General features: G+C 67.1%; 22 protein-coding genes. 19 read left to right on the top strand and 3 right to left on the bottom strand.

All coding sequences use genetic code 11. The annotated features are described in order from the left end of the window. The first annotated feature begins 16 nt into the window (after positions 1-16). On the top strand, positions 17-574 hold the full coding sequence (locus tag V7060_RS09610) for a DUF1453 domain-containing protein (protein WP_334179017.1): 558 nt from the start codon (positions 17-19) through the stop codon (positions 572-574). 63 nt (positions 575-637) lie between these two features. On the opposite strand, the gene V7060_RS09605 is transcribed toward V7060_RS09610, so the two are convergent. Continuing rightward, on the bottom strand, positions 638-1,276 hold the full coding sequence (locus V7060_RS09605; protein ID WP_334179016.1) for an OmpW family outer membrane protein: 639 nt from the start codon (positions 1,274-1,276) through the stop codon (positions 638-640). 316 nt (positions 1,277-1,592) lie between these two features. Between V7060_RS09605 and V7060_RS09600 the strand changes: the two genes are divergently transcribed. From V7060_RS09600 to lpdA, 9 genes are all read left to right on the top strand, one after another. Further along, the gene (locus tag V7060_RS09600) at positions 1,593-2,042 is read left to right on the top strand and encodes a DUF1801 domain-containing protein (protein ID WP_334179015.1); all 450 of its coding nucleotides are present in this window, start codon (positions 1,593-1,595) and stop codon (positions 2,040-2,042) included. Positions 2,043-2,047: 5 nt separating this feature from the next. Then, positions 2,048-3,073: a LacI family DNA-binding transcriptional regulator gene (locus tag V7060_RS09595; RefSeq protein WP_334179014.1), complete on the top strand. Its 1,026-nt coding sequence runs from the start codon at positions 2,048-2,050 to the stop codon at positions 3,071-3,073. Positions 3,074-3,320: 247 nt separating this feature from the next. Then, positions 3,321-6,329 carry a beta-phosphoglucomutase gene (gene pgmB / locus V7060_RS09590; protein WP_334179013.1) on the top strand — a complete coding sequence of 1,003 codons (3,009 nt, stop codon included), beginning with the start codon at positions 3,321-3,323 and terminating at the stop codon, positions 6,327-6,329. Positions 6,330-6,403: 74 nt separating this feature from the next. After that, the gene (locus V7060_RS09585; protein ID WP_334179012.1) at positions 6,404-8,803 is read left to right on the top strand and encodes a TonB-dependent receptor; all 2,400 of its coding nucleotides are present in this window, start codon (positions 6,404-6,406) and stop codon (positions 8,801-8,803) included. A gap of 173 nt (positions 8,804-8,976) precedes the next feature. Continuing rightward, a complete protein-coding gene (locus V7060_RS09580) occupies positions 8,977-10,218 on the top strand; it encodes an MFS transporter (protein WP_334179011.1) in 1,242 nt (413 codons plus the stop codon). A gap of 75 nt (positions 10,219-10,293) precedes the next feature. Then, positions 10,294-10,749 carry a DMT family transporter gene (locus tag V7060_RS09575; protein ID WP_334179010.1) on the top strand — a complete coding sequence of 152 codons (456 nt, stop codon included), beginning with the start codon at positions 10,294-10,296 and terminating at the stop codon, positions 10,747-10,749. A gap of 3 nt (positions 10,750-10,752) precedes the next feature. After that, positions 10,753-11,274 (top strand): DNA-deoxyinosine glycosylase, encoded by a 522-nt coding sequence (locus V7060_RS09570; protein WP_334179009.1) that lies wholly within the window; start codon positions 10,753-10,755, stop codon positions 11,272-11,274. A gap of 206 nt (positions 11,275-11,480) precedes the next feature. Continuing rightward, entirely contained in the window at positions 11,481-12,908 is a 1,428-nt protein-coding gene (locus V7060_RS09565; protein WP_334179008.1) for a dihydrolipoyllysine-residue acetyltransferase, read from the top strand. 17 nt (positions 12,909-12,925) lie between these two features. Continuing rightward, entirely contained in the window at positions 12,926-15,100 is a 2,175-nt protein-coding gene (lpdA, locus tag V7060_RS09560; protein WP_334179007.1) for a dihydrolipoyl dehydrogenase, read from the top strand. Between the two features lie 141 nt (positions 15,101-15,241). Here lpdA and V7060_RS09555 read toward each other — a convergent pair whose 3' ends face one another. Continuing rightward, entirely contained in the window at positions 15,242-15,442 is a 201-nt protein-coding gene (locus tag V7060_RS09555; protein ID WP_334179006.1) for a DUF2061 domain-containing protein, read from the bottom strand. Between the two features lie 104 nt (positions 15,443-15,546). Beyond that, entirely contained in the window at positions 15,547-16,488 is a 942-nt protein-coding gene (locus V7060_RS09550) for a hypothetical protein (RefSeq protein WP_334179005.1), read from the bottom strand. Positions 16,489-16,918: 430 nt separating this feature from the next. Here V7060_RS09550 and V7060_RS09545 point away from each other — a divergent pair, with 430 nt between their 5' ends. From V7060_RS09545 to V7060_RS09505, 9 genes are all read left to right on the top strand, one after another. Continuing rightward, positions 16,919-17,290 (top strand): hypothetical protein, encoded by a 372-nt coding sequence (locus V7060_RS09545; RefSeq protein ID WP_334179004.1) that lies wholly within the window; start codon positions 16,919-16,921, stop codon positions 17,288-17,290. A gap of 24 nt (positions 17,291-17,314) precedes the next feature. Further along, positions 17,315-18,112: a F0F1 ATP synthase subunit A gene (gene atpB, locus V7060_RS09540; RefSeq protein ID WP_334179003.1), complete on the top strand. Its 798-nt coding sequence runs from the start codon at positions 17,315-17,317 to the stop codon at positions 18,110-18,112. A gap of 65 nt (positions 18,113-18,177) precedes the next feature. Next, on the top strand, positions 18,178-18,477 hold the full coding sequence (gene atpE / locus V7060_RS09535; RefSeq protein WP_055939490.1) for a F0F1 ATP synthase subunit C: 300 nt from the start codon (positions 18,178-18,180) through the stop codon (positions 18,475-18,477). Between the two features lie 105 nt (positions 18,478-18,582). After that, positions 18,583-19,053 carry a F0F1 ATP synthase subunit B gene (locus V7060_RS09530; RefSeq protein WP_334179002.1) on the top strand — a complete coding sequence of 157 codons (471 nt, stop codon included), beginning with the start codon at positions 18,583-18,585 and terminating at the stop codon, positions 19,051-19,053. 17 nt (positions 19,054-19,070) lie between these two features. After that, entirely contained in the window at positions 19,071-19,598 is a 528-nt protein-coding gene (locus V7060_RS09525; RefSeq protein ID WP_334179001.1) for a F0F1 ATP synthase subunit delta, read from the top strand. Between the two features lie 46 nt (positions 19,599-19,644). Beyond that, entirely contained in the window at positions 19,645-21,192 is a 1,548-nt protein-coding gene (gene atpA, locus V7060_RS09520) for a F0F1 ATP synthase subunit alpha (RefSeq protein ID WP_334179000.1), read from the top strand. Positions 21,193-21,303: 111 nt separating this feature from the next. After that, positions 21,304-22,167: a F0F1 ATP synthase subunit gamma gene (gene atpG / locus V7060_RS09515; protein ID WP_334178999.1), complete on the top strand. Its 864-nt coding sequence runs from the start codon at positions 21,304-21,306 to the stop codon at positions 22,165-22,167. A 39-nt stretch (positions 22,168-22,206) separates the two neighbouring features. After that, positions 22,207-23,613 (top strand): F0F1 ATP synthase subunit beta, encoded by a 1,407-nt coding sequence (atpD, locus tag V7060_RS09510; protein WP_055939504.1) that lies wholly within the window; start codon positions 22,207-22,209, stop codon positions 23,611-23,613. Positions 23,614-23,693: 80 nt separating this feature from the next. Then, a complete protein-coding gene (locus V7060_RS09505; RefSeq protein ID WP_192313584.1) occupies positions 23,694-24,116 on the top strand; it encodes a F0F1 ATP synthase subunit epsilon in 423 nt (140 codons plus the stop codon). The last annotated feature ends 54 nt before the right edge of the window (positions 24,117-24,170 follow it).

The following is a 24,170-nucleotide window of genomic DNA, read 5'->3' as shown; positions in this document are numbered from 1 at the left end:
CGGCATGATGCCGGGCATGCCGATCCTCCTTGTCCTGCTGTTCGTGTTCCTGCTGCTCGCCCTGTGGGTGGTGCTGTTGCCACTGTCGCTATGGCAGCGCTACCGCTACGGTCGCGCACGCCGGATGGCGCGGGGCTGGCTGCTGGCCTTCAATGCCTGGAGCCTGCTGGTGTCGGTGGCGATCTTCCTCGCGATGAGCGCGTTCGGCTTGTTCTGGTGGCCGGACAGCCTGCTGGGCGCCGGCGCAGGGTTGGCGGCGGGCGCCGTGCTCGGCCTGCTGGGCCTGTGGCTGACGCGCTGGGAGGTGGCACCGCAGGGCGTGTTCTACCAGCCCAACGCGTGGCTGGCATTGCTGCTGGTCGCCGTCGTCGCCGCACGCATCGTGCTCGGCTTCGTGCAGATGGCGCACTACGGGCAGGCCGGGCATGCGATGCCCGCACATGCCTTGCTCAGCGGTCATGGCAGCCTGCTGGCGGTGGCAGGCCTGCTGCTCGGCCACTACCTGGTCTATGCGTGGGGCGTGAAGTGGCGCGTTGCGCGGCTGCAGCGCCTGCGCGGCCATCACGCCCGGTAGTGAAATCAAAAAAAAGCGGCGGACCCGAAGGCCCGCCGCCGTATCGACGCGTTGGAGCAACGATCAGAAGCGCGCGCCGATACCCACGCCCACGACCCACGGGTCGATCGTCAGTTCTTCGCCGGTGCCCTGGCCGCCGACGCGCACGCCGGCGTCGCCCTTCATGTAGCGCGCATCGGCGCGTGCGAACCAGGTCTGGTTGATGTTGAAGTCCATGCCCGCCGTGGCCATGGCGCCCTTGGCGGTTTCCAGGCCCACGTGCGCGCCGTCGCCACCGATGGTCTCGTTACTGAAGTTGGACTCGTAGTAGCCCAGGCCCACGAACGGGCGCATGACCTTGTCCGGCGCGCCGAAATGGTACTGGCCGCTCAGCGCGATCGGCTGCTGGTCTACAGTGCCGATCTTGCCGGGGCCGTCCGCCTTCACGCGATGGTTGAACTTGTCGGCGGCACCCCACAACTCGACCGCGATGTTGTCGGTGGCGTACCAGCTGGCGCTGATCACCGGGGCGACGTCGCCATCGATCTTCAGGCCGGGCGCGGGATCGCGGTCGGGCTTGAGGATGGCCGCACCGCCGACGACGGCGAAGCGCTTGCCGCTGGCGGAGGAGTAGGAGGCGTCGGTCGACGCGTCCTGCGCGAAAGCGGCGGGGACGGCGACCAGCGAAGCGAGGGCAATGGTGAGGGTACGAAGCGAAGTCATGCAAGATTCTCCTGTTGCTGTTTTCTTATGTCCCGTCGATGCGATGCGGCGTGTGCCGCGACGTCACCGAGGGCGAGCGCACCGTAACCAGCCACGCATGAACGTCTCCCACGTCGCGACGTGAACGGATCGCGAATCCGGCGATTTCTTCCGCTGCGTTCATGCGTATTTCACTGCGCGTGCATATCGCTGACCGGCGCGGTTCATCCATCCGCTGTCGTTGCGGAACTCATCGACGATGGCGAACGCCGCTGCGTCCGGTGCTTGGTGGCTTCTTGCGGTTGCGCTACTGTTCCGGCGACGAGGAGGGGCCACCATGGCAAGCAGCGAGGCAAAGACGGTCGACGAGTATCTGGCGGAACTGCCGGAGGAGCGCCGCGCCGTGGTGTCGGCGGTCCGTGACCTGGTCAACCGGCATCTGCCAGCCGGCTACGTCGAGACGATGAGCTGGGGCATGGTCAGCTGGGAGATCCCGCTGTCGCGGTACCCCACCACCTACAACCGGCAGCCGCTGTCGTATGTCGCGCTGGCGGCGCAGAAGCAGCACTACGCGCTGTACCTGACCGCATGCCATGAGCATTCCGCACAGGATGTGGTGCTGCGCAACGCGTACGCGGATGCGGAGAAGAAACTGGACATGGGCAAGCGCTGCCTGCGCTTCCAGGCGCTGGATGACCTGCTGCCCGAGGTGATCGGCGCCGTGATCGCATCGACGCCGGTGAGCGCGCATATTGCGCACTACGAAGCCAGCCGCGCACGGAAGTGACCCGCATGCCCCCTGCCAAACGCAAGCCCCGCGCCGGAACGGAGATGCCCGTACCGGGCGGGCACCTGACCATGGCGGACCTGGCGAAGGTGGCGGGGGTGTCCGCGATCACCGTATCGCGCGCGCTGCGCGACAGTCCGCTGGTCAATGCCGAAACGCGCGAACGCGTGCGGCAGGTCGCGCAGCAGTACGGCTATGCGTTCAATGTCAGCGCCCGCAATCTCAAGCTCCGCCGCAGCATGACGGTGGCGGTGGTGGTCGAGATGAAGCCCACCGTGGAGCGGCAGATGTCCGGGCCGTATCCGCTCGATTTGCTGGGCGGCATCACCCAGGAACTCACCTCCACCGGCTACAGCGTGCTGCTGACGTCATTGCAGGGCGGCGCGCTGCCGAACGTGCAGGCGGCCGACGGCGTCATCCTGCTCGGGCAGGGCGCGCACGAGGATGCGATGCACGAAGTGCAGCGCTGGGGGCGGCCGATGGTCGTCTGGGGCGCGGTCAGCCGGCACGAATCGCAGGTCGTGGTGGGCAGCGACAACCGGCGCGGCGGAGCGCTCGCGGCGGAGCGTTTCATCGCGCTCGGGCGCCGTCGCCCCGCGTTCCTCGGCGACCCGGCGCATGGCGAATTCGCCGAGCGTCTGGACGGGTTCGCGGGCGCGCTGGCCCGGCACGGCATCACGCCGCTGACGCCTACCGTCGCCAGCTTCACCGTCGGTGCGGGCGCGGAAGCCGTGCACGCATTGCTGGAAGCGCATCCGCAGGTCGATGCCCTGTTCGCGGCCAGCGACCTGCTGGCCATCGGCGCGATCCGTGCGCTGATCGAGCGGGGCCGCCGCGTGCCCGAGGACGTGTCGGTGATCGGCTACGACGACACGCCGCTGGGCGCCACCTACGTGCCTCCCCTGACGTCCGTGCACCAGAACTTCATCGACGCCGGCGTGCTGCTCGCGCGCAAGGTACGCGCCCTGATCGAGGGAGAGGTGGCCGCCTCCGAGACCCTGCCGACGCATCTGGTGGTCCGCGCCACCTGAGCGCTGGGCGCTGCTGCATCGCAGCGACTTTCGGGCGGGTGCTGCGCCTGCCCGTGCTCCCGTCGATACGCTGCAACCGACTGAAATTATTGAATTTTATTCTGGAAGAAGGCGCGGCGTGCGCCCCTTCCTGACAGCCATGCCTGCGGCCTGACATCGATAACTTGACATCGATAACAGTGCCTCCTAGCGTGCCTCCGCCCGGGCTGTCGGTCCCGGGAAGGACCAGGCCAGCGTGGGGATGTCGGTGCAGCAGAGCAGCAAGGAAACAGCGGGCCTCGCCGGGGACGCCAGCCGGGGGCGCCAGGATCCGTGGCGACTCACGCAGCACGGTTTCGACGCCGCGCGGGCCGCACGCGACGAAACCCTGTTCGCGCTGGCCAACGGCACGCTCGGCGTGCGCGGCGCGCTGGAGGAGGGCGACAGCGCCAGCGACGGCACGTTCCTGTCCAGCGTGTTCGAGCAGAACCCGATCCACTACCACGAGCGTTTCCCCGGCTTCACCCGCAGCACCGACACGCGCGTGCCGGTGGCCGAAGGCAAGCACATCCGGGTGCGGCTGGGCGACCTGCTCCTGCGCGTGGAAGACAGCGAATGGCTGGACTTCGAACGAACGCTGGACCTCGCGGCCGGCGCGCTGGATCGCCGCCTGCGGCTGAAGACGCCTCAAGGCCACACGCTCGAGATCACCGCGCGACGCGTGGTGCCGCTCGCCGAGCGCGCGCTGCTCGCGATCCGCTTCGAGGTGGCCTCCGTCGACTACACGGGGCCGTTGACGCTCGTCTCGTCCATCGAGACCGGGCGGCAGGCGGTCGAACAGGGCGACGATCCCCGCATCGGCGTGCACGGCGGCGAGGACCTGCAGGTCTCGGACGAACACGCGGATGCCGACCAGGCGAGGCTCACGCAGCGCACCCGGCACAGCGGCGCCGCGCTGGTCTGCGCACAGCAGCACCGGGTGTCGCCTGGCCTCATCTTCGAAGGCGCGGCGGCAAGTGCCGGCCGCGTCGAGCAGCGCTTCGTCGCGACGCTGAAGCCGGGCGCGTCGGCGACGATCGAGAAGTTCGTCGCCTACGACGATGGCAATGGCGCAGCGGCCGATGGCGTGGACGCGGTGCTGTCGCGCGCGCGCGCGGCAGGCTTCGATGCCATCGCGGCCGTGCAGGTCGATGCGATGCAGGCGTTCTGGCAACGGGCCGGACTGTCCGTCACCGGCGATCCCGCCGCGGAACTGGCGCTGCGCTTCAATCTGTTCCACCTGCTGCAGTCGGCCGGCCGCGACGGCATCACCGGCACGGCGGCCAAGGGCATCACCGGCGAGGGCTACGAAGGCCACTGCTTCTGGGATACCGAAGCCTTCGTGCTGCCGGTCATGGCGTTCACCGCGCCCGACGTGGCGCGCGCGATGCTGATGTACCGCTATCGCACGCTCGACGGCGCGCGCGCTACCGCGCGTGCCATGAACCATCCGCGCGGCGCGCTGTATCCGTGGCGCACCATCGCCGGCCGCGAATGTTCCGCGCACTATCCCAGCGGGTCGGCGGCGTACCACATCAACGCCGCCATCGCGTACGGGATCGGGCTTTATCTCGACGCCAGCGATGATCTCGACTTCCTCAGCGAGGCTGGCGCCGAGATTCTTTTCGAAACCGCGCGCATCTGGCCGCAGGCCGGGCACTCCAATCCTCGGCTCGACGGTGCGTTCTGCATCCACGAGGTGACCGGTCCCGACGAATACACCACGCTGGTCAACAACAACTGGTACACCAACCGCATGGCGCAGCGGCATCTGCTGCGCGCGGTCGATGCGTGGTCGCGCCTGTCCGCCGAGCGGCCGGAGGCGCTGGCGTCGCTGGCATCGCGCATCGGGCTTGATGCGGAGGAGGTGGCGCTGTGGCACCGCGCGGCCGACGCCATGTACCTGCCGGTCGACGAGGCGCTGGGTATCCATCCGCAGGACGACGATTTCCTCGGCAAGCCGCGCTGGCCGTTCCCGAAGCGCGAGGGGCCGCACCGTCCGCTGCTGCTCGACTACCACCCGCTCACGCTGTACCGCCACCAGGTCTGCAAGCAGGCGGACGTGGTGATGGCGCTGGTGCTGGCCGGCGATGGCATCGACGCCGGGGCCAAGCGGCGCGACTTCGACTATTACGAGGCCGTCACCACCCACGATTCCACGCTGTCCGCGCCGGTGTTCGGCATCCTGGCGAGCGAAGTGGGACAGGACGAGAAAGCGTGGGGCTACTTCGATGCCAGCCTGCGCGTGGACCTGGACGACCTGCACGGCAATACCGACCACGGCGTGCACATGGCCGCAATGGCGGGCAGCTGGCTCGGCCTGGTGCAGGGTTTCGGCGGCCTGCGCGTCGTGGACGGGCTGTTGCAGTTCGCGCCCACGCTGCCGTCGGCGTGGACCGGCTATGGCTTCAACCTGCGCTGGCGCGGATGCGTGCTGCGGGTGGACGTGGATACGCGTGGCGTGCGCTATCGGCTGGACGAAGGCAGCACGCTCGCCTTCCGCCATGCCGGCAGTGAAGTGATGCTGGCGCAAGGGCGCCAGGCCCTGCTGCCGCTGGCCGTGCCGGCGCCGCCGAAGGCGATGTTCCCGCGCGCATGCGATGCGTTGATTTTCGACCTGGACGGCGTGCTGACCGACACCGCGCATACGCACTACCGCGCGTGGAAGCGGTTGGCCGACGGGATCGGCGTGCCGTTCGACCTGCAGGTCAACGAACGGCTGAAGGGCGTGGACCGGATGGCGTCGCTGGAGATCATCCTGGAACGCGCTTCGCGCACGTATTCCGCCGACGAGAAGCGCGCGCTGGCCGACACCAAGAACGGCTACTACGTGCAGGAAATCGCGAACGTCGGTCCGCAGGACTTGTTCGACGGCGTGCGCGAGGTGCTGGATGCCGCGCGCTCGGCCGGACTGAAGCTGGGCCTGGCGTCGGCCAGCCGCAACGCGCCCGCGCTGCTGGACAAGCTCGGCATCGCCGACCGCTTCGACTACATCGCCGACGCCGGCCGCATCGTGCGCGCCAAGCCGGACCCGGCCATCTTCCTGGATGTCGCGGCCGCGCTGGGCGTGCCTGCGCACCGCTGCCTCGGCGTGGAAGACGCCGCCGCCGGCATCGAGGCCATCCATGCCGCGGGCATGGCGGCCGTCGGCATCGGCGATGCGCGCGCACTGCGCCATGCCGACGCCGTGGTTCCCCGCATCGCCGAGTTCGACCTGAGGACGTTCGTTTCGCCTTGACCGCACGTGGCCACAGAAGCCGCGGCGGCAGCCTGTCACTACAACAACAAACGCACTACGTGGAGGGAGAGACCATGCAACACACCAAACATCCGATGCGCTACGCCCTGTCGGCCGCCATTGCGCTGGCGCTCGCGCCGGCGCTGGCCGCTGCGCAGGACACCGCCCCGGCCGGCAAGGACGATGCGACCACGCTGGACGCCGTCGTCGTCAGCGGTACCGCCAAGTTCAAGGGCCTGCGCAAGCGCGACGCCAGTTTCTCGATCAGCACCGCGACGCCGGAACAGATCCAGGAAACCGCGCCCACCAGTACGGCCGACCTGCTGAAGATCGTGCCGGGCGTCTGGGCCGAGGCCAGCGGCGGCGGCACCGGCGCCAACGTCTTCGTGCGCGGCATGCCGTCCGAAGGCGATGCGCCCTTCTTCACCCTGCAGCTCGACGGCTCGCCGATCTTCCCGCCGCCGACGCTGTCGTTCCTCGAGAACACCACGCTGTTCCGCATCGACGACACCATCGCGCGCGTCGAAGGCCTGCGCGGCGGCCCCAGCCCGATCTACTCCAACGGCCAGCCGGGCGTCACCGTCAATTTCATCCAGAAGAAGGGCGAAGACACGCCGGAGGGCCTGGTGCGCATGACGCTGGGTACCGACAGCCTGCGCCGCGTGGACTTCTACAGCGGCGGCCCGCTCAGTGCCGACAGCGGCTGGTACTACAGCGTCGGCGGCTTCTACCGCGAGACCGACGGCGTACGCCGGACCGGCTTCCCGGTGGAAAAGGGCGGGCAGCTGAGCGCCACGCTGACCAAGCGCTGGGCCGACGGCGAGTTCAACCTCTATGCGCGCCACACCGACGACAAGAACACCTTCTACACGGCGGTGCCGCTGGTGTCGCGCAACAACGGCAAGGACATTTCCAGCTTCCCCGGCCTGGACGCCACCACCGGCACGCTGGTAGGCGACGATTTCCGCCGGGTGACGCTGCCGACCGGCGTGGGTAGCCAGACGATGACCCGCGACCTGGCCGACGGCCGTGGCGTGGACATCGACGTGTTCGGCGGCTCGCTGGACTGGTACGTCGGCAACTGGACCATCAGCGACAAGTTCAACTACCTCAAGGGCGACGCGCCGACGTATGCGCTGTTCACCGGCGCCAACCCGCAGACGCTGTCGTCGTACATCACCGACACCTACGGCGCCGGCGTGACCGGCACCGGCACGTTCGTCAACGGTGGCGGCGTGGTCGACCCCAACCAGCAGGTGCTGACGGCGGGCTTCTGGGTGGTGGAGAAGGAGATCAGCTCGTTCACCAACGACCTGCGCTTCAGCGTCGACCTGACCGACAGCAACGCGCTGACCTTCGGCGTGTACTACGCGGACTACTCGTCCAAGGACCGCTGGTGGCTGGGCAACAACATGCTGCTGACGGCGCAGGACAACGCGCGCCGGGTCAACCTGGCGCTGTCCAACGGGCAGGTCGCCACGCGCGACGGCTTCGTCGGTACCTCGTTCTACAACATCCGCGGCGACTACGACGGGCAGAACACCGCCTTCTTCATCGCCGACGAATGGACGGTCAACGACCGCATCCGCCTGGATGCCGGCGTGCGCTACGAGCGGCAGAAAGTGAACGGCACCGTGTGGGATCCGGTCACGGTCGACCTGGACGGCAATCCGAACACCCTGTACGACAACAACACCTCCGTGTCGACCACGCCGCGCAGCATCGACCAGAACGACAGCGACGTGTCGTGGACGGCGGGCCTGAACTACACGCTCAACGACAGCGTCAGCCTGTTCGGCCGGGTCAACTCGGGCTTCACCTTCCCGCAGTTCGACAACCTGCGCGATGGCGCCAACAACAAGACCGAGATCGATCAGTACGAACTGGGCCTGAAGGCGGGCGGCGCGACGTACGAGATGTACCTGACCGCGTTCTTCAACGATTTCACCGGCCTGCGTTACCAGGCCTTCGACAACAACGGCAACAACGTCGTCATCATCGGCGACTCGAAGGCGCGTGGCCTGGAGTTCGAGGGCGCGTGGCGGCCGGGCGGTGGCTTCGAGCTGGCGTGGAACGCGACCTGGCTGCGCGCCAAGTACGGCGACTTCGCCGACTACGACGGCAACCAGGTGGTACGGCAGCCGAAGTTCCGCGCACGCCTGACGCCGAGCTACTACTGGTCCATGCCGTGGGGCGACCTGAAGGCGTTCGCCACTTACACGCACGTGGGCGACCGCTACTCCGATCCCGCCAACGGCCAGGTGCTGCCGAAGTACGACACCTGGGACATCGGTGCCAGCGCGCACGTCGGCGACCATTGGGAGTTCACCCTCTCCGGCCGCAACATCACCGACGAGATCGCGCTGACCGAAGGCAATGCGCGCGTGCTGGGCAATGCGACCAGCGGCGGCGTGTTCATGGGGCGCCCGCTGGAAGGCACGTCCTACCAGGCGTCCGTCGCCTACCGCTGGTGAGGCACCGCGGCCCACGCTCGCGTGGGCCGTCGTCCGCCGTCGCGCCGTCTCTCCCGGCGCGGTGGCGGATACTCTCTTCCTGATCCGGATGGTCGTGCCGTGCGATGGCGCGGCCATCTTCCGCACAGCGCCGTCGCGGCGGCCAGGTGCGCACGAGCCGACCGGAACCATCCATGACGCGCACCCGCATGATCCTGGCGATGATCCTGACCTACATGATCTTCGCCATGCTGTTGAACTCCGTGGGCACGGTGATCCTGCAGTCCATCCAGGGCTTCGGCATCACCAAGGCCGATGCCAGCCTGCTCGAAGCCTTCAAGGACCTGCCGATCGCGGTCACGTCGTTCCTGGTCGCGTCGTTCCTGCCACGACTGGGTTACCGGCGCGCGATGATGCTCGGGCTGCTGCTGGTCGCGGCCGCCTGCGTGGCGATGCCGCTGCTGCAGGCGTTCTGGGCGACCAAGCTGCTGTTCGCCACGGTCGGCGTGGCGTTCGCGCTGGTGAAGGTGTCGGTCTATTCCAGCATCGGCCTGCTGACCGAAGACGCGAAGGCGCATGCCGCGCTCACCAGCACGGTGGAAGGCTGGTTCATGGTCGGCATCCTTGGCAGCGCGTGGCTGTTCGCCGCCTTCATCAATGCCGAATCTCCCGGTGATCCGGTGTGGCTGGATGTCTACTGGGTGCTGGCCGCGATGTGCGTCGCGGTGGTCGTGCTGCTGGCGACCTGCACGCTGGACGAGCGCGCGGCGCGGGATGGCCATGCCGCCGCTGAGTCCTTCATCGACATGTTCCGCCTGCTGGCATTGCCGCTGGTGGTGGTGTTCCTGGTGTCGGCCTTCCTCTACGTGCTGATGGAACAAGCGATCAACACCTGGTTGCCGACGTTCAACCGCGAGATCCTGCACCTGCCCACCACGCTCAGCGTGCAGGCGGCCAGCATTTTCGCCGGTTCGCTGGCGCTGGGGCGGCTGGGTGGCGGCGTACTGCTGCGGCGCGTGCCGTGGTTCTGGCTGTTGTCGGGCTGCGTGGTGGCGATGGCGGTACTGGTGCTGCTGGCCCTGCCGCTGGCGGCCAACGTGCAGCCGCGCGACGGCATGACCTGGTGGAACGCGCCGCTGGCCGTGTACGTGTTCCCGATGATCGGCCTGCTGATGGCCCCGATCTATCCGGCGATCAATTCGGTGGTGCTCAGCGCGTTGCCGAAGTCGCGGCATGCGGCGATGACGGGGCTGATCGTGGTGTTCTCCGCGCTGGGCGGCACCACCGGCTCGTACGTGACCGGGCAGCTGTTCGCGCACTTCGACGGGTCGCGCGCGTTCTACCTGTTGCTGGCGCCGATGGCGATGCTGCTGGTATCGATGGCGCTGCTGCGGCGCGCGATCTCGCAGCGGCAGGGCATGCCGCAGTCCGCATGACAGGCGGGCGTTGACGCCGCGTCGCAGGGGGTCTCGCGTATCGTGTCGCTCCCCGCTCACTGGATGGGATGACGCATGAATGCGACCGGCGTGGCCCTGGCCCTCTTCATCGGCATGCTGCTGCCGCTGCAGGCGTTGATCAACGCCTCGCTCGGCCGGCAGACGTTCGGCCCGGTGTTTGCTTCGCTGTGTTCCTTCCTAGTGGGAACGGGCGTGTTGCTCGCGTGGTGGCTGCTGACGCGTCCGGTGTTCGTGCCGGCAGCCTTGGCGAAGGTGCCGTGGTGGGCGTGGACCGGTGGCGTGATCGGTGCGGTGTTCGTGGCCTCGGCCACGCTGCTGGTGCCACGGTTGGGCGCGGCGTCGCTGATCTGCCTGGTGGTGGCCGGGCAACTGGTGGGATCCGTCGTGCTGGACCACTTCGGCGTGCTGCATGCGCGGCAACCGGTGGACGCGTTGCGCGTGGTCGGCCTGCTGCTCGTGGTCGCGGGCGCATTGCTGGTGGTGAAGCCCTGGCAGGCCGCGGGCGGCTGACACATGGAGCGCGTGCTGACCGGATTGCCGCCGATGGTGGGCGATGACTGTCGCGTGCTGGTGCTCGGCTCGATGCCCGGCGACGCTTCGCTGCAGGCGACGCGCTATTACGCGCACCCGCGCAATCGTTTCTGGCCGGTGATGGCGGCCCTGTGCGGGTTCGCTCCCGATCTTGCGTACGACGAGCGCCTGCGCGGCCTGCTTTCCGCAGGCGTTGGACTGTGGGACGTCATCGGCCAGTGCGAGCGCCGCGGCAGCCTGGATGCGTGCATCGTGCGGAACAGCGAAGTCGCCAACCCCATCGGCGACCTGCTGGTGACGCATCGCAGCATCGCGGCGATCGCGCTCAACGGAGGCAAGGCGGCGGAAGCGTACCGTCGGCATGTCCAGCCCACGTTGCCGCCCACCGTCACGCCTGCCGTGTTCCCGCTGCCTTCGACCAGCCCGGCCCATGCGGCGATGGGCGAGCAGGCGTTGCTGCACGCGTGGTCGGCGATCGTGCCGTTCCTGTCGCCGCAGCGCTGACAATGCGGCGCCGTATCGTGTCGGGCGAGCGTCGAACCAAAGCGATACCACTGTGCTGCTTCGCCTCGCGAGGTGGTCGCGCAAGCCCGCAGCGGCCTGCATTGTCCCGTCGTGGACATCAATTAACCCGAAGGAATGGTTGGCGCATCGCGCCGCTGCGGACACAATAGGGGTTCCCCTCTTCACGCCCGCACCGGAGTAACGCCATGTCCGACATCAAGGAAGCCAAAGTCCCCGATATCGGCGACTACGATGGCGTGCCGGTGATCGAGATCCTTGTCGCTGTCGGCGACACGGTGAAGAAGGACCAGGGCCTGGTCACGCTGGAATCGGACAAGGCGACGATGGAAGTCCCGTCGCCGTTCAGTGGCGTGGTGAAGGAGATCAAGGTCAAGCTGGGCGACGAGATCGCCGAAGGCGCCGTCGTTGCGCTGATCGAAGCCAGCGAGGGTGCCGCCGAGGCGAAGCCCGCCGCTGCGCCCGTGCCGACCGCCACCGCCGAGACCGGCGCCAGGGTCGAGCCGGTCGCCGTCTCGCCGACGCCGGACAAGCTGGCCCAGCGCGAGATCGCGCAGGAGCGCGCCGCGCCTGCCGTGGCCGCCGCTGCATCGCGCGTGCTGGACGACACCCCGGGCATCGATCCGGAAGCCGCGCCGCCGCGCACGCCGCCGGTCGAGTTCAACGCCGACCGCGTGCTGCCGGACAAGGTGGCCTACGCCAGCCCCGCAGTGCGCCTGTTCGCCCGCGAGCTCGGCGTCGACCTCCTCCAGGTCAACGGCAGCGAGCGCGGTGGCCGCATCAGCAAGGAAGACGTGCAGAAGTACGTCAAGGGTGCGCTGGCGGGCGGTGTCGCCGCGCCGGCGTCGGCGGGTGCGCCGGCCGCATCCGGTGGCGGCCTCAACCTGCTGCCGTGGCCGAAGGTGGACTTCAGCAAGTTCGGCGAGACCGAAGTCGTCGCGCTGTCGCGCATCAAGAAGATTTCCGGCGCCAACCTGGCCCGCAACTGGGCGATGATCCCGCACGTCACCCAGCACGACCACGCCGACATCACCGACCTGGAAGCGCTGCGCGTGGCGCTGAACAAGGAAAACGAAAAGGCCGGCATCAAGCTGACCATGCTCGCCTTCCTGATGAAGGCCAGCGTCTCCGCGCTGAAGAAGTTCCCCGACTTCAACGCCTCGCTCGATGCCAGCGGCGAGAACCTCACGCTGAAGAAGTATTTCCATGTCGGCTTCGCCGCGGACACGCCGAACGGCCTGGTGGTGCCGGTGGTCCGCGACGTCGACAAGAAGGGCGTCAACGAGATCGCGCAGGAAAGCGGCGAGTTGGCCAAGAAGGCGCGCGACGGCAAGCTCGGCCCGGCCGAGATGTCGGGCGGCTGCTTCTCCATCTCCTCGCTGGGTGGCATCGGCGGCGTGGCGTTCACGCCGATCGTCAATGCGCCGGAAGTCGCCATCCTGGGCGTGTCCAAGTCGTCGATCCAGCCGGTGTGGGACGGCAAGCAGTTCCAGCCGCGCCTGATGCTGCCGCTGTCGCTGAGCTACGACCACCGCGTGATCGACGGCGCCGCCGCCGCGCGCTTCACCGCCTATCTCGCCCAGCTGCTCGGCGACATGCGCCGCGTGCTGCTCTGATCCGGGAGACTTGAGAGATGGCGAACACGATTGAAGTCAAAGTCCCCGACATCGGCGATTACAGCGATGTGCCGGTCATCGAGATCCTGGTCGCCGTCGGCGATACGGTGAAGAAGGACCAGGGTCTGGTCACGCTGGAATCCGACAAGGCCACGCTGGAAGTGCCGTCCTCGTCCGCCGGCGTGGTGAAGGAGCTGAAGGTCAAGCTGGGCGATGCGCTGTCCGAAGGCAGCGTGGTGGCGGTGCTGGAAGCGGAAGGCGCTGGGGCCTCCGCGGCTGCGCCGGCCGCAGCGGCCGCTTCGCCCCCATCCCAGCCTTCCCCCGCGAGCGGGGGAAGGGGCGCGTCCGCGTCGCCTTCGGCATCGGCTCCTGCCGCACCGGCCGACGCTGCACCCGCGCCGTCCGGCGGTGGTGGCCTGATCGAGGCCAAGGTGCCCGACATCGGCGACTACGATGGCGTGCCGGTCATCGAAATCCTGGTCGCCGTCGGCGATACGGTGAAGAAGGACCAGGGCCTGGTCACGCTGGAATCCGACAAGGCGACGATGGAAGTGCCGTCGCCCGCCGCCGGCGTGGTGAAGGAGATCAAGGTCAAGCTGGGCGACTCGCTGGCGGAAGGCAGTCTGGTTGCGATCCTGGAAGGCGAGGGCGCTGCCGCCGCCGCGCCGGCCAAGGCCGCACCGGTCACACCGTCTCCGGCCGCGCCCGCCGCACCGGCGACCTCCGCGCCGAAGCCGGCGCAGGGCACCGGCAAGACCGCCGACATCGAATGCCGCATCGTCGTGATCGGTTCGGGTCCGGGTGGTTACACCGCCGCGTTCCGTGCGGCCGACCTCGGCCTCGATACGGTGCTGATCGAGCGCTACGAAACCCTCGGCGGCGTCTGCCTCAACGTCGGCTGCATTCCGTCGAAGGCGCTGCTGCATGCGGCGGCGTTGATCGACGAGGCATCGCATTCCGACGACATCGGCATCAGCTTCGGCAAGCCGAAGATCGACATCGACAAGTTGCGCGGCTTCAAGGACACCAAGGTCGTCGGCCAGTTCACCAAGGGCCTGGCGGGCATGGCCAAGCAGCGCAAGGTGCGCACGGTGACCGGCGTGGCGAAGTTCGTGTCGCCGAACGAACTGGAGATCGCGGGCAGCGACGGCAAGACGCAGCTGCTGCGCTTCGAGCAGTGCATCATCGCCGCCGGTTCGCAGGCGGTGAAGCTGCCGAACTTCCCGTGGGACGACCCGCGCGTGATGGATTCCACCGACGCGCTGCAGCTGGCCGAAGTGCCGAAGAAGCTGCTCGTCGTCGGCGGCGGCATCATCGGCCTGGAAATGGCGACCGTGTACCGCGCGCTGGGCAGTGAAGTGACCGTGGTCGAGTTCATGGACCAGCTGATGCCGGGCGCCGACAAGGACCTGGTGAAGCCGCTGGCCGACCGCCTGAAGAAGCAGGGCGTGGCCGTGCACCTCAAGACCAAGGCCGCCAAGGTCGAGGCCGGCAAGAAGGGCATCACCGTCGGCTTCGAGAGCGCGACCGAAGGCCAGAAGCCCGAACTCGAATCGGGCGCGTTCGACCGCGTGCTGGTCGCCGTGGGTCGTTCGCCCAATGGCGGCAAGCTCGATGCAGACAAGGCCGGCGTGACCGTCACCGAGCGCGGCTTCATCCCGGTCGACGCGCAGATGCGCACCAGCGCGCCGCACATCTTCGCCATCGGTGATCTCGTGGGCCAGCCGATGCTGGCGCACAAGGCCACGCACGAAGGCAAGCTGGCCGCGGAAGTCGCGGCTGGCGAGAAGAAGGAATGGGTGGCGCGGGTGATTCCGTCGGTGGCCTACACCGATCCGGAAATCGCGTGGGTCGGCGTTACCGAGACCGAAGCCAAGGCCAAGGGCCTGAAGATCGGCGTCGGCAAGTTCCCATGGGTGGCGTCGGCGCGCGCGGTCGGCATCGGCCGTGGCGAAGGCTCGACCAAGCTGATCTTCGACGAAGCCACGCATCGCATCATCGGCGCGGGCATCGTCGGCGTGCATGCCGGCGACCTGATCAGCGAACTGGCGCTGGCGATCGAGATGGGTGCGGAGGCCGGCGACATCGGCGCCACCATCCATCCGCACCCGACGCTCAGCGAATCGGTGGCGATGGCAGCCGAGGTCTACGAAGGCACGATCACCGACCTGTACATCCCGAAGAAGAAGTAAGTCCTCCATCCGGAACGCCACCGGTCGCACGATGCCTGTGGTGAGTCTGGCGTGGGAGCGATGTCAGTCGCGAAAGCGCTACAGGTAAAGCTTCATCGCGACTGATGTCGCTCCCACGTCGGCGAAGCGGCCGCCCAACGGTCAGAACATCAACGCCGCGCGCGCGGCCCGGCGCGCCTCGATCCGCGTCCACACCTTTTCATGGAAGTGGAAGACGACCGTGTTGCACGCAGGCTCGACCAGCGCCAGCGCGCCGCCGACCAACAGGCTGCCGGTGAACAGGTAGCCCAGGGTGAAGGCCACCGCGAAGTGCAGGATGGCGAAGCTGAGGGTCTTGTTCACGGCGACTCCAGATGAGAACTGGTCGCAAGTATGGGCGCCCCGCACCGGCCGTCCAATGAAACGTTCCGCTGGAATCGATAGGACGAATCTATCTGTTTGGCTCATCAGAACCGGAACGTCACACCCGCCATTGGGCCATGGACCTTGAACTGGCCGGTCAGCTTGCCCGTCACATCGACGCTTCCGACGCCGGATTCAGCGGGCGCCTCGAACGAGCCGCGGTAGTCGTCGCTGAGCTTCAGGCGGAACCAGTCATAGCCCACGTGAATGCCCAGGCGCTCGGTGACGAGGTATTCGAGTAGCAGGCCGCCGCGCTCGAAATGGCCGCGCTCATCGACGAAATCGCCCCAGCGCGTATCCAGGTACTGCGCCTGCGCCTCGATGCGCAGCCGCGGCGTGGGCGCCCAGCTCACCCGCGTATGCAGGTTGGGGGAGGTGCCGTCCTGCTTCCAGCGGAACGACTCCCACTGCGGATCGACGTCGCCGGTACCCGTGCTGGTGCCGGTGCCGCGGACTTCCAGCACCGCGTGGGTGACGCCGGCACCGAGTCCCCACTGGAAGCGCGGGGTATCGACCACGGCGAACTCGTAATTGAAGCTGGCCAGTTCGAAGCTCATGCGGCCGTCGACATCGATGGCGGGAACCTCCACCGGTTCGCCGGGAACCTCCACGTCGTCGAAAATGTTGCCGGGGTCGATCCAGTCGCCGTCGAAATTCCAGGACTGGTTGCGCCGGTAGTCGTAGTAGTTCAGTCGAAGCGACTGGCGCGGGGTCATGTTGAAGGCCAACTCGCCGCGCGGCCGCCAGCGCCCGTCCGAATCGATGCCGCCGGAGGCCGCCAGCTCCTCAGAGCGCTCGCCGTCGGTCGCGACCCCGTCGCCTTCGAGCCGGATGCTGGCTTCCGGATTGAACGCCGACAGGCGGATTTCGAAACGGGCGTCATCCGAAAAATCCTGCGCCAATCCAGGCGCCGCCATGCAGGGGAAGGACAGGCAGGCCAGGACGGATGCGAAGACGGGGGTGCGGCGGGGGCAGGGCCGGTTCATGGGCGCTCCATGCGTCGAGGGGGGGGCTTCAACCCTCGCCATCGCCGAGTCGTCATCGAGTGAATTGCATGAATGCCCTGGGTGCGGCGCGATGGAAAACACGCTTTCCAAAGCCCGGAAAGGGCGAAGCCCCGGGGGCAGCCGGGGCTTCTGGAGGGCCTGCAACGGAGCATCGGACGAGGAAGGTTAAGCGGCAGGCCTTGCAACGACTGACAGGCAGTGTCCGTCAAAGTTCCGGAAATTTCCCGGGAAAATTCTGAACAGGGGAAACGGTTACACGCAGGCACCGCAAGGCCTGCCGCAGGATCGTGCCCGTGAACAGGCTTTCGACCTTTGGCGGTTGTCCCGGAAATTGTCCCGCTGCTATACTTTTGCGGCTCGGCGAGGCGCTTTACCGCCTTGTACTCCGCCAATTCCGTAGGGCTTTCGTGTGCTGAATTCCGTCGCTACGGGCCGGCGGCTGGTATTGCGCGCCGCCGTCTGGCAGACGGTCGCGGTACTGCTGGTCGCGCTGCTGTTCCTGCTCCGGGGCGTGCCCCAGGCGGTTGCGGCGGCCGTTGGCGGGTTGGCGATCGTGACCGGCGCGCTGCTGGCGGCCTGGATGGCCTTCGGCGGCGGCGTACTCGGGGCCGTTTCGGCGGTGCTGAGGCTGGTGGCGGGCATGGTGGTGAAGTGGGTCGTGGTGATCGGTGTGCTGGTCGTTGGCACGGGGCTTTACAAGCTGCCTCCGCTGCCTCTCCTGGCGGGCGTGATCACCGGACTGGTGGCACAGGTGCTGGTCGCGACCGGCAAGCAGCGATAACCCAACTAGAAAGGTTTCCGACTCATGGCGGGCGAGGCTCTTACTCCCACCAGCTACATCCAGCACCACCTCAAGAACCTCACGGCCCAGGTGGGCGGTGACGGTCCGTTCTGGACGATCAACGTCGATACCTTCGTGACGGCCGTGCTGATGGGCCTGCTCATCGTGTTCGCCTTCTGGATGGCGACCCGCAAGGCCACGGCCGGCGTGCCGGGCAAGTGGCAGGCCTTCGTCGAAATCATGCTCGAGTTCGTCGACAAGCAGGCCCGCGACACCTACCACGGGACCAGCAAGCTGGTGACGCCCATCGCGATCACCATCTTCTTCTGGATCCTGATGATGAACCTGCTGAAGATGATCCCGGCGGACTTCATCGCCAAGCCGCTCGAACTGATGGGCGTGCACTACTGGAAGCCGGTCCCCACCGCCGACGTCAACGCCACCCTCGGCATGTCGATCAGCGTGTTCTTCCTGATGCTGGTATTCGCGCTCCGCTCCAAGGGCCTGGGCGGTTTCGCCAAGGAATTCCTGACGGCGCCGTTCGGCAAGTGGATGATGCCGTTCAACCTGATCCTCAACATCGTCGAATGGGTCAGCAAGCCCATTTCGCTGGCGATGCGACTGTTCGGCAACATGTTCGGCGGCGAGATCGTCTTCCTGCTGATCTGGGTGCTGGGCGGCGCGGGCATCGTCGGCATGCTCGGCGGTGCGGCGTTCGGCCTGGGCTGGATGCTGTTCCACCTGCTCGTCATCCCGCTGCAGGCCTTCATCTTCATGATGCTGTCGATCGTCTACCTGAGCCTGTCGGAAGACAGTCACTGAGTTTCCGCTTCACCGTTTCGCCTTTTACCATCCACCTTTCAAGCACTTAAGTTCCGGAGATCACCATGGAAAGCATCCTCACCAACCTCGCCCAGGTCCAGGCTTCGACCGCCCTCGCCATCGGCATCATGATCGGCCTGGCCGCGCTGGGCGCCGGTCTGGGTCTGGCCATCATGGCCGGCAAGTTCCTGGAATCGGCTGCCCGCCAGCCGGAACTGATCCCGGTCCTGCAGGTGCGCATGTTCATCACCGCCGGCCTGATCGACGCCGCGTTCATCATCTCGGTCGCCGTCGGCCTGCTGTTCGCCTTCGCCAGCCCGTTCATCACGATCTTCACCGAACAGCTGGCCAAGCTGGCGGGCTGATCCGTCGCGTGCACGCCTGACCACGGGCGTCCGCCCGCGGTCAGTCACCAGGCGTAGCTGGGCCGGCGCGATGTGCGCGGGCCCTTCATCACCGGCAGGTTTACGATGAATATCAATCTCACTCTGTTCGCCCAGGCGCTGGCCTTCGCTGGCCTGATCTGGATCATTGCGACCAAAATCTGGCCGCCGCTGCTGGCTGCCATCGAAGAACGCCAGCAGAAGATCGCTGAAGGCCTGGCCGCAGCCGACCGCAGCCAGAAGGATCTGGCGCAGGCCCAGGAAAAGGTCAACGAGGCGTTGAAGGACGCCCGCGTCAAGGCCAACGAGATCATCGACCAGGCCCACGCGCGCGCCAACCAGATCGTCGACGCGGCCAAGAACGAAGCGATCACCGAAGCCAACCGCCAGAAAGAACTGGCGCAGGCCGAGATCGATGCCGCCGCCACGCGTGCCCGCGAGGACCTGCGCAAGCAGGTGTCCGCGCTGGCCGTCAGCGGTGCCGAGAAGCTGTTGAAGCGCGAGATCGACGCCAACGCCCACAAGGCGCTGCTCGACGAACTCGCTGCCGAAATCTGATCCGGACGATCCGATCGATGAGCCAGGCCCTGACTGTCGCCCGCCCCTACGCCCGCGCCGCCTTCGCGACGGCGCGCGACGAAGGCAACTTCGCCGCCTGGTCGCAGGCACTGGGTTTCGCCGCGCATGCTGCGGCGGATCCGCGTGTGGCGGCCCTGCTGCCGAACCCGCAGCTGCTGCCCGCGGTGGCGGTGTCGTTGCTGGCGCCCGAGGGCGCCAGTGATGTGTTCACCCGCTTCCTTGGCATCCTCGCCGATGCGCGCCGCCTGCCGCAGCTGCCGGAAATCGCCGGGCTGTTCGAAGAACTGCGCGCCGAGGCCGAGCACGTCGTGAAGGCGAAGGTCACCTCCGCCACGGCGCTGCCGTCCGGCGAGCTGGACGTCATCAAGGCCGCGCTGAAGAAGCGCTTCGGCCGCGAGGTCGACGTCGAGACGGCGGTCGACGCATCGCTGATCGGCGGCGCCGTGATCGATGCCGGCAGCGTGGTGATCGACGGCTCGCTGAAAGGCAAGCTGGCGCGCCTGCAGTCCGCGCTGACGCACTGAATTCCCATTGAACCGCCGCGCGCAAGCCGGCACACAGGACTTATCCATGGCTACCACGCTCAACCCCTCTGAAATCAGCGACCTGATCAAGACCCGTATCGAGAAGGTCAAGCTGGCCGCGGAGTCGCGCAACGAAGGCACGGTCACCTCGGTGTCCGACGGCATCGTGCGCATCTTCGGCCTGGCCGACGTCATGCAGGGCGAAATGATCGAGCTGCCCAACAGCACCTACGCACTGGCGCTGAACCTGGAGCGCGACTCGGTGGGCGCGGTGGTCCTGGGCGACTACGAGCACCTGCGCGAAGGCGACGTGGCCAAGACCACCGGCCGCATCCTGGAAGTGCCGGTCGGTCCGGAAATGCTCGGCCGCGTCGTCAACGCGCTGGGCGAGCCGATCGACGGCAAGGGTCCGCTGGGTACGGCGCTGACCGCACCCGTCGAGCGCGTGGCCCCGGGCGTCATCTGGCGCAAGTCGGTCGACCAGCCGGTGCAGACGGGTTACAAGTCCGTCGACGCCATGATCCCGATCGGCCGCGGCCAGCGCGAGCTGATCATCGGCGACCGCCAGACCGGCAAGACCGCGATGGCGATCGATGCCGTGATCAACCAGAAGGGCACCGGCATCAAGTGCGTGTACGTGGCGATCGGCCAGAAGGCCTCGACCGTCGCCAACATCGTGCGCAAGCTGGAAGAGAACGGCGCGCTGGCCCACACCGTGGTCGTCGCCGCCACCGCCTCCGAGTCGGCCGCGATGCAGTACATCAGCGCCTACTCCGGCTGCACCATGGGCGAGTACTTCATGGACCGCGGCCAGGACGCCCTGATCGTGTACGACGACCTGTCCAAGCAGGCCGTGGCCTACCGCCAGATCTCGCTGCTGCTGAAGCGTCCGCCGGGCCGCGAAGCCTACCCGGGCGACGTGTTCTACCTGCACTCCCGCCTGCTCGAGCGCGCCGCGCGCGTGTCCGAGGAGTACGTGGAGAAGTTCACTGAAGGCAAGGTCACCGGCAAGACCGGTTCGCTGACCGCGCTGCCGATCATCGAAACGCAGGCCGGCGACGTGTCCGCGTTCGTGCCGACCAACGTGATCTCGATCACCGACGGCCAGATCTTCCTGGAAACCGACCTGTTCAACGCCGGCATCCGCCCGGCCGTGAACGCCGGCATCTCGGTGTCGCGCGTCGGCGGCGCGGCCCAGACCAAGATCATGAAGAAGCTGTCGGGCGGCATCCGCATCGCGCTCGCCCAGTACCGCGAGCTCGCCGCGTTCGCCCAGTTCGCCTCGGACCTCGACGAAGCTACCCGCAAGCAGCTCGAGCGCGGCCAGCGCGTCACCGAGCTGATGAAGCAGAAGCAGTACGCGCCGATGTCCATCGCCCTGCAGGCGCTGTCCATCTACGCCGTCAACGAGGGCTACCTGGACGACGTGCCGGTCGGCAAGATCCTGGCGTTCGAAGACGCGCTGCACGCGCACTTCACCAACACCCAGGGCGCGCTGGTCGACACGGTCAACAGCACCGGCAACTGGAACGACGAGATCGAAGGCGCCTTCAAGAAGGGCATCTCCGAGTTCAAGCAGACCGGTACCTGGTAAGCCGTGATTCGTGATTCGGGATTGGTGATTCGGCACAGCAGGCGCCGCACCACCAACCCCTCCAATCACGAATCACCCATCACGAATCACCGCGAGCGAAGCGAGTAGAGAATGGCAGGCGGACGCGAAATCAAAACCAAGATCAAGAGCGTGCAGAACACCCGCAAGGTGACGCGCGCGCTCGAGATGGTCTCTGCCTCGAAGATCCGCAAGGCGCAGGACCGCATGAAGACCTCGCGCCCGTACGCGCGGGCGATGAAGCAGGTGATCGGCCACCTGGCGCAGGCCAACACCGACTACCAGCATCCCTTCATGGTGGAGCGCCAGGACGTCAAGCGCGTGGGCTTCATCATCGTCTCGTCCGACCGCGGCCTGGCCGGCGGCCTGAACAACAACCTGTTCCGCAAGATGCTCGGCGAGATCCGCCAGTGGAACGAGAAGGGCGTCGAGGTCGACGTGGTCACCATCGGCCAGAAGGCCTCGGTGTACTTCCGCCGGGTCAAGGTCAACATGCTGGCCAGCGTGTCGCACCTGGGCGATGCGCCCAAGCTGGACCAGCTTATCGGCGTGATCAAGGTGATGCTGGACGCCTACACCGAAGGCAAGCTGGACCGCGTGTTCGTCGTCTACAACGACTTCGTCAACACGATGACCCAGCGCGCGGCGTTCGACCAGCTGCTGCCGTTGCCGGCCGCGGAAACGCAGGTCGCGCACCACGACTGGGACTACATCTACGAACCCGATGCCGAGACCGTGCTCGACCACGTGATCACGCGCTATATCGAGTCGCTGGTGTACCAGGCCGTGCTGGAGAACATCGCGTCGGAACACGCGGCGCGCATGGTGGCCATGAAGGCCGCCAGCGACAACGCCAACAAGCTCATCGGTACCCTGCAGCTGGTCTACAACAAGGCCCGTCAGGCGGCGATCACCCAGGAAATTTCCGAAATCGTCGGCGGCGCGGCGGCAGTCTGACGCGCTTCGTCACAAGAATTCATCTAGAGGAATGCAGCAATGAGTCAGGGCAAGATCGTTCAGATCATCGGCGCGGTGGTTGACGTCGAATTCGCGCGCAACGAGGTGCCGAAGGTGTACGACGCGCTGAAGGTGGAGAACACCGCCATCACGCTCGAAGTGCAGCAGCAGCTCGGCGACGGCGTCGTGCGCACCATCGCCCTCGGTTCCACCGACGGCCTGAAGCGCAACCTGATCGCCGTGAACACCGACAAGGCCATCTCGGTGCCGGTCGGCGCGGGCACGCTGGGCCGCATCATGGACGTGCTGGGCAACCCGATCGACGAAGCCGGCCCGGTGCAGGCCTCCGACCATTGGGAAATCCACCGTTCGGCCCCGTCGTACGAGGACCAGTCCTCGGCCAACGACCTGCTGGAAACCGGCATCAAGGTCATCGACCTGATGTGCCCGTTCGCCAAGGGCGGCAAGGTCGGCCTGTTCGGCGGCGCCGGCGTCGGCAAGACCGTCAACATGATGGAACTGATCAACAACATCGCCAAGGCGCACTCGGGTCTGTCCGTGTTCGCCGGCGTGGGCGAGCGTACCCGCGAGGGCAACGACTTCTACCACGAGATGAAGGACTCCAACGTCCTCGACAAGGTCGCGATGGTGTACGGCCAGATGAACGAGCCGCCGGGCAACCGCCTGCGCGTCGCGCTGACCGGCCTGACCATGGCCGAGTACTTCCGCGACGAGAAGGACGCGTCCGGCAAGGGCAAGGACGTGCTGCTGTTCGTCGACAACATCTACCGCTACACGCTGGCCGGTACCGAAGTGTCCGCGCTGCTCGGCCGCATGCCGTCGGCCGTGGGTTACCAGCCGACGCTGGCCGAGGAAATGGGCGTGCTGCAGGAGCGCATCACCTCGACCAAGACCGGTTCGATCACCTCGATCCAGGCCGTGTACGTGCCCGCGGACGACCTGACCGATCCGTCGCCGGCCACCACGTTCGCCCACCTGGACGCGACCGTCGTGCTGAGCCGCAACATCGCCTCGCTGGGTATCTACCCGGCCGTGGATCCGCTCGACTCGACCAGCCGCCAGCTGGACCCGAACGTCATCGGCCACGAGCACTACGACACCGCGCGCCGCGTGCAGTCGACGCTGCAGAAGTACAAGGAACTGAAGGACATCATCGCCATCCTCGGCATGGACGAGCTGTCCGAAGAAGACAAGCAGGCCGTGTCGCGCGCCCGCAAGATCGAGCGCTTCTTCAGCCAGCCGTTCCACGTGGCGGAAGTGTTCACCGGCTCGCCGGGCAAGTACGTCTCGCTGAAGGACACGATCCGCGGCTTCAAGGCGATCGTCGACGGCGAGTACGACCACCTGCCGGAGCAGGCGTTCTACATGGTCGGCGGCATCGAAGAAGCGGTCGAGAAGGCCAAGAAGCTCGCCGAGAAGGCGTAAGCGACGCGCGGCGGGCACGTCCCGCCATCGCGTGAACGTCCGGCGGGCTTCGGCCCGCCCCACGAGCCAAAGAGAGTTCCATGAGCACCATCCGTTGCGACATCGTCAGTGCCGAGCAGGAGATCTTCCACGGTGAAGCCACCCTGGTCGTCGCCACCGGCGAACTGGGCGAACTCGGCATCGCGCCGAAGCACGCGCCGCTGATCACCCGCCTGAAGCCGGGCAAGGTGGTGGTGACGCTGGCCAGTGGCGAGCAGCTGGATTTCGCCATCTCCGGCGGCATCCTGGAAGTGCAGCCGCAGGTCGTCACCGTGCTGGCCGACACCGCGATCCGCGCGCAGGACATCGACGAAGCCTCGGTCCGCAAGGCCAAGGAAGAAGCCGAGCGCATCCTGTCCAAGCAGGACCCCAAGATGAGCATCGAGGAGGCCCAGGCCCAGTTGGCCATGAGCATCGCCCAGCTCAGTGCGCTGGAGCGCCTGCGCAAGAACCTCAAGCACTGAGGTCCATCGCTCCGCACCATCGAAAACGCCGGCCTCGTGCCGGCGTTTCCGTTT

This window comes from Pseudoxanthomonas sp., from assembly GCF_036845285.1.
Taxonomy (GTDB): domain Bacteria; phylum Pseudomonadota; class Gammaproteobacteria; order Xanthomonadales; family Xanthomonadaceae; genus Pseudoxanthomonas_A.
This window is presented reverse-complemented; position numbering and strand designations above follow the sequence as displayed.

Bases quoted from the DNA above. Each gene is read 5' to 3' on its own strand.
- V7060_RS09610 (WP_334179017.1), top strand. From the start codon at position 17: ATGCCGATCCTCCTTGTCCTGCTGTTCGTGTTCCTGCTGCTCGCCCTG.
- V7060_RS09605 (WP_334179016.1), bottom strand. From the start codon at position 1,276: ATGACTTCGCTTCGTACCCTCACCATTGCCCTCGCTTCGCTGGTCGCC.
- V7060_RS09600 (WP_334179015.1), top strand. From the start codon at position 1,593: ATGGCAAGCAGCGAGGCAAAGACGGTCGACGAGTATCTGGCGGAACTG.
- V7060_RS09595 (WP_334179014.1), top strand. From the start codon at position 2,048: ATGCCCCCTGCCAAACGCAAGCCCCGCGCCGGAACGGAGATGCCCGTA.
- V7060_RS09585 (WP_334179012.1), top strand. From the start codon at position 6,404: ATGCAACACACCAAACATCCGATGCGCTACGCCCTGTCGGCCGCCATT.
- V7060_RS09580 (WP_334179011.1), top strand. From the start codon at position 8,977: ATGACGCGCACCCGCATGATCCTGGCGATGATCCTGACCTACATGATC.
- V7060_RS09575 (WP_334179010.1), top strand. From the start codon at position 10,294: ATGAATGCGACCGGCGTGGCCCTGGCCCTCTTCATCGGCATGCTGCTG.
- V7060_RS09570 (WP_334179009.1), top strand. From the start codon at position 10,753: ATGGAGCGCGTGCTGACCGGATTGCCGCCGATGGTGGGCGATGACTGT.
- V7060_RS09565 (WP_334179008.1), top strand. From the start codon at position 11,481: ATGTCCGACATCAAGGAAGCCAAAGTCCCCGATATCGGCGACTACGAT.
- lpdA (WP_334179007.1), top strand. From the start codon at position 12,926: ATGGCGAACACGATTGAAGTCAAAGTCCCCGACATCGGCGATTACAGC.
- V7060_RS09550 (WP_334179005.1), bottom strand. From the start codon at position 16,488: ATGAACCGGCCCTGCCCCCGCCGCACCCCCGTCTTCGCATCCGTCCTG.
- atpB (WP_334179003.1), top strand. From the start codon at position 17,315: ATGGCGGGCGAGGCTCTTACTCCCACCAGCTACATCCAGCACCACCTC.
- atpE (WP_055939490.1), top strand. From the start codon at position 18,178: ATGGAAAGCATCCTCACCAACCTCGCCCAGGTCCAGGCTTCGACCGCC.
- V7060_RS09530 (WP_334179002.1), top strand. From the start codon at position 18,583: ATGAATATCAATCTCACTCTGTTCGCCCAGGCGCTGGCCTTCGCTGGC.
- V7060_RS09525 (WP_334179001.1), top strand. From the start codon at position 19,071: ATGAGCCAGGCCCTGACTGTCGCCCGCCCCTACGCCCGCGCCGCCTTC.
- atpA (WP_334179000.1), top strand. From the start codon at position 19,645: ATGGCTACCACGCTCAACCCCTCTGAAATCAGCGACCTGATCAAGACC.
- atpG (WP_334178999.1), top strand. From the start codon at position 21,304: ATGGCAGGCGGACGCGAAATCAAAACCAAGATCAAGAGCGTGCAGAAC.
- atpD (WP_055939504.1), top strand. From the start codon at position 22,207: ATGAGTCAGGGCAAGATCGTTCAGATCATCGGCGCGGTGGTTGACGTC.
- V7060_RS09505 (WP_192313584.1), top strand. From the start codon at position 23,694: ATGAGCACCATCCGTTGCGACATCGTCAGTGCCGAGCAGGAGATCTTC.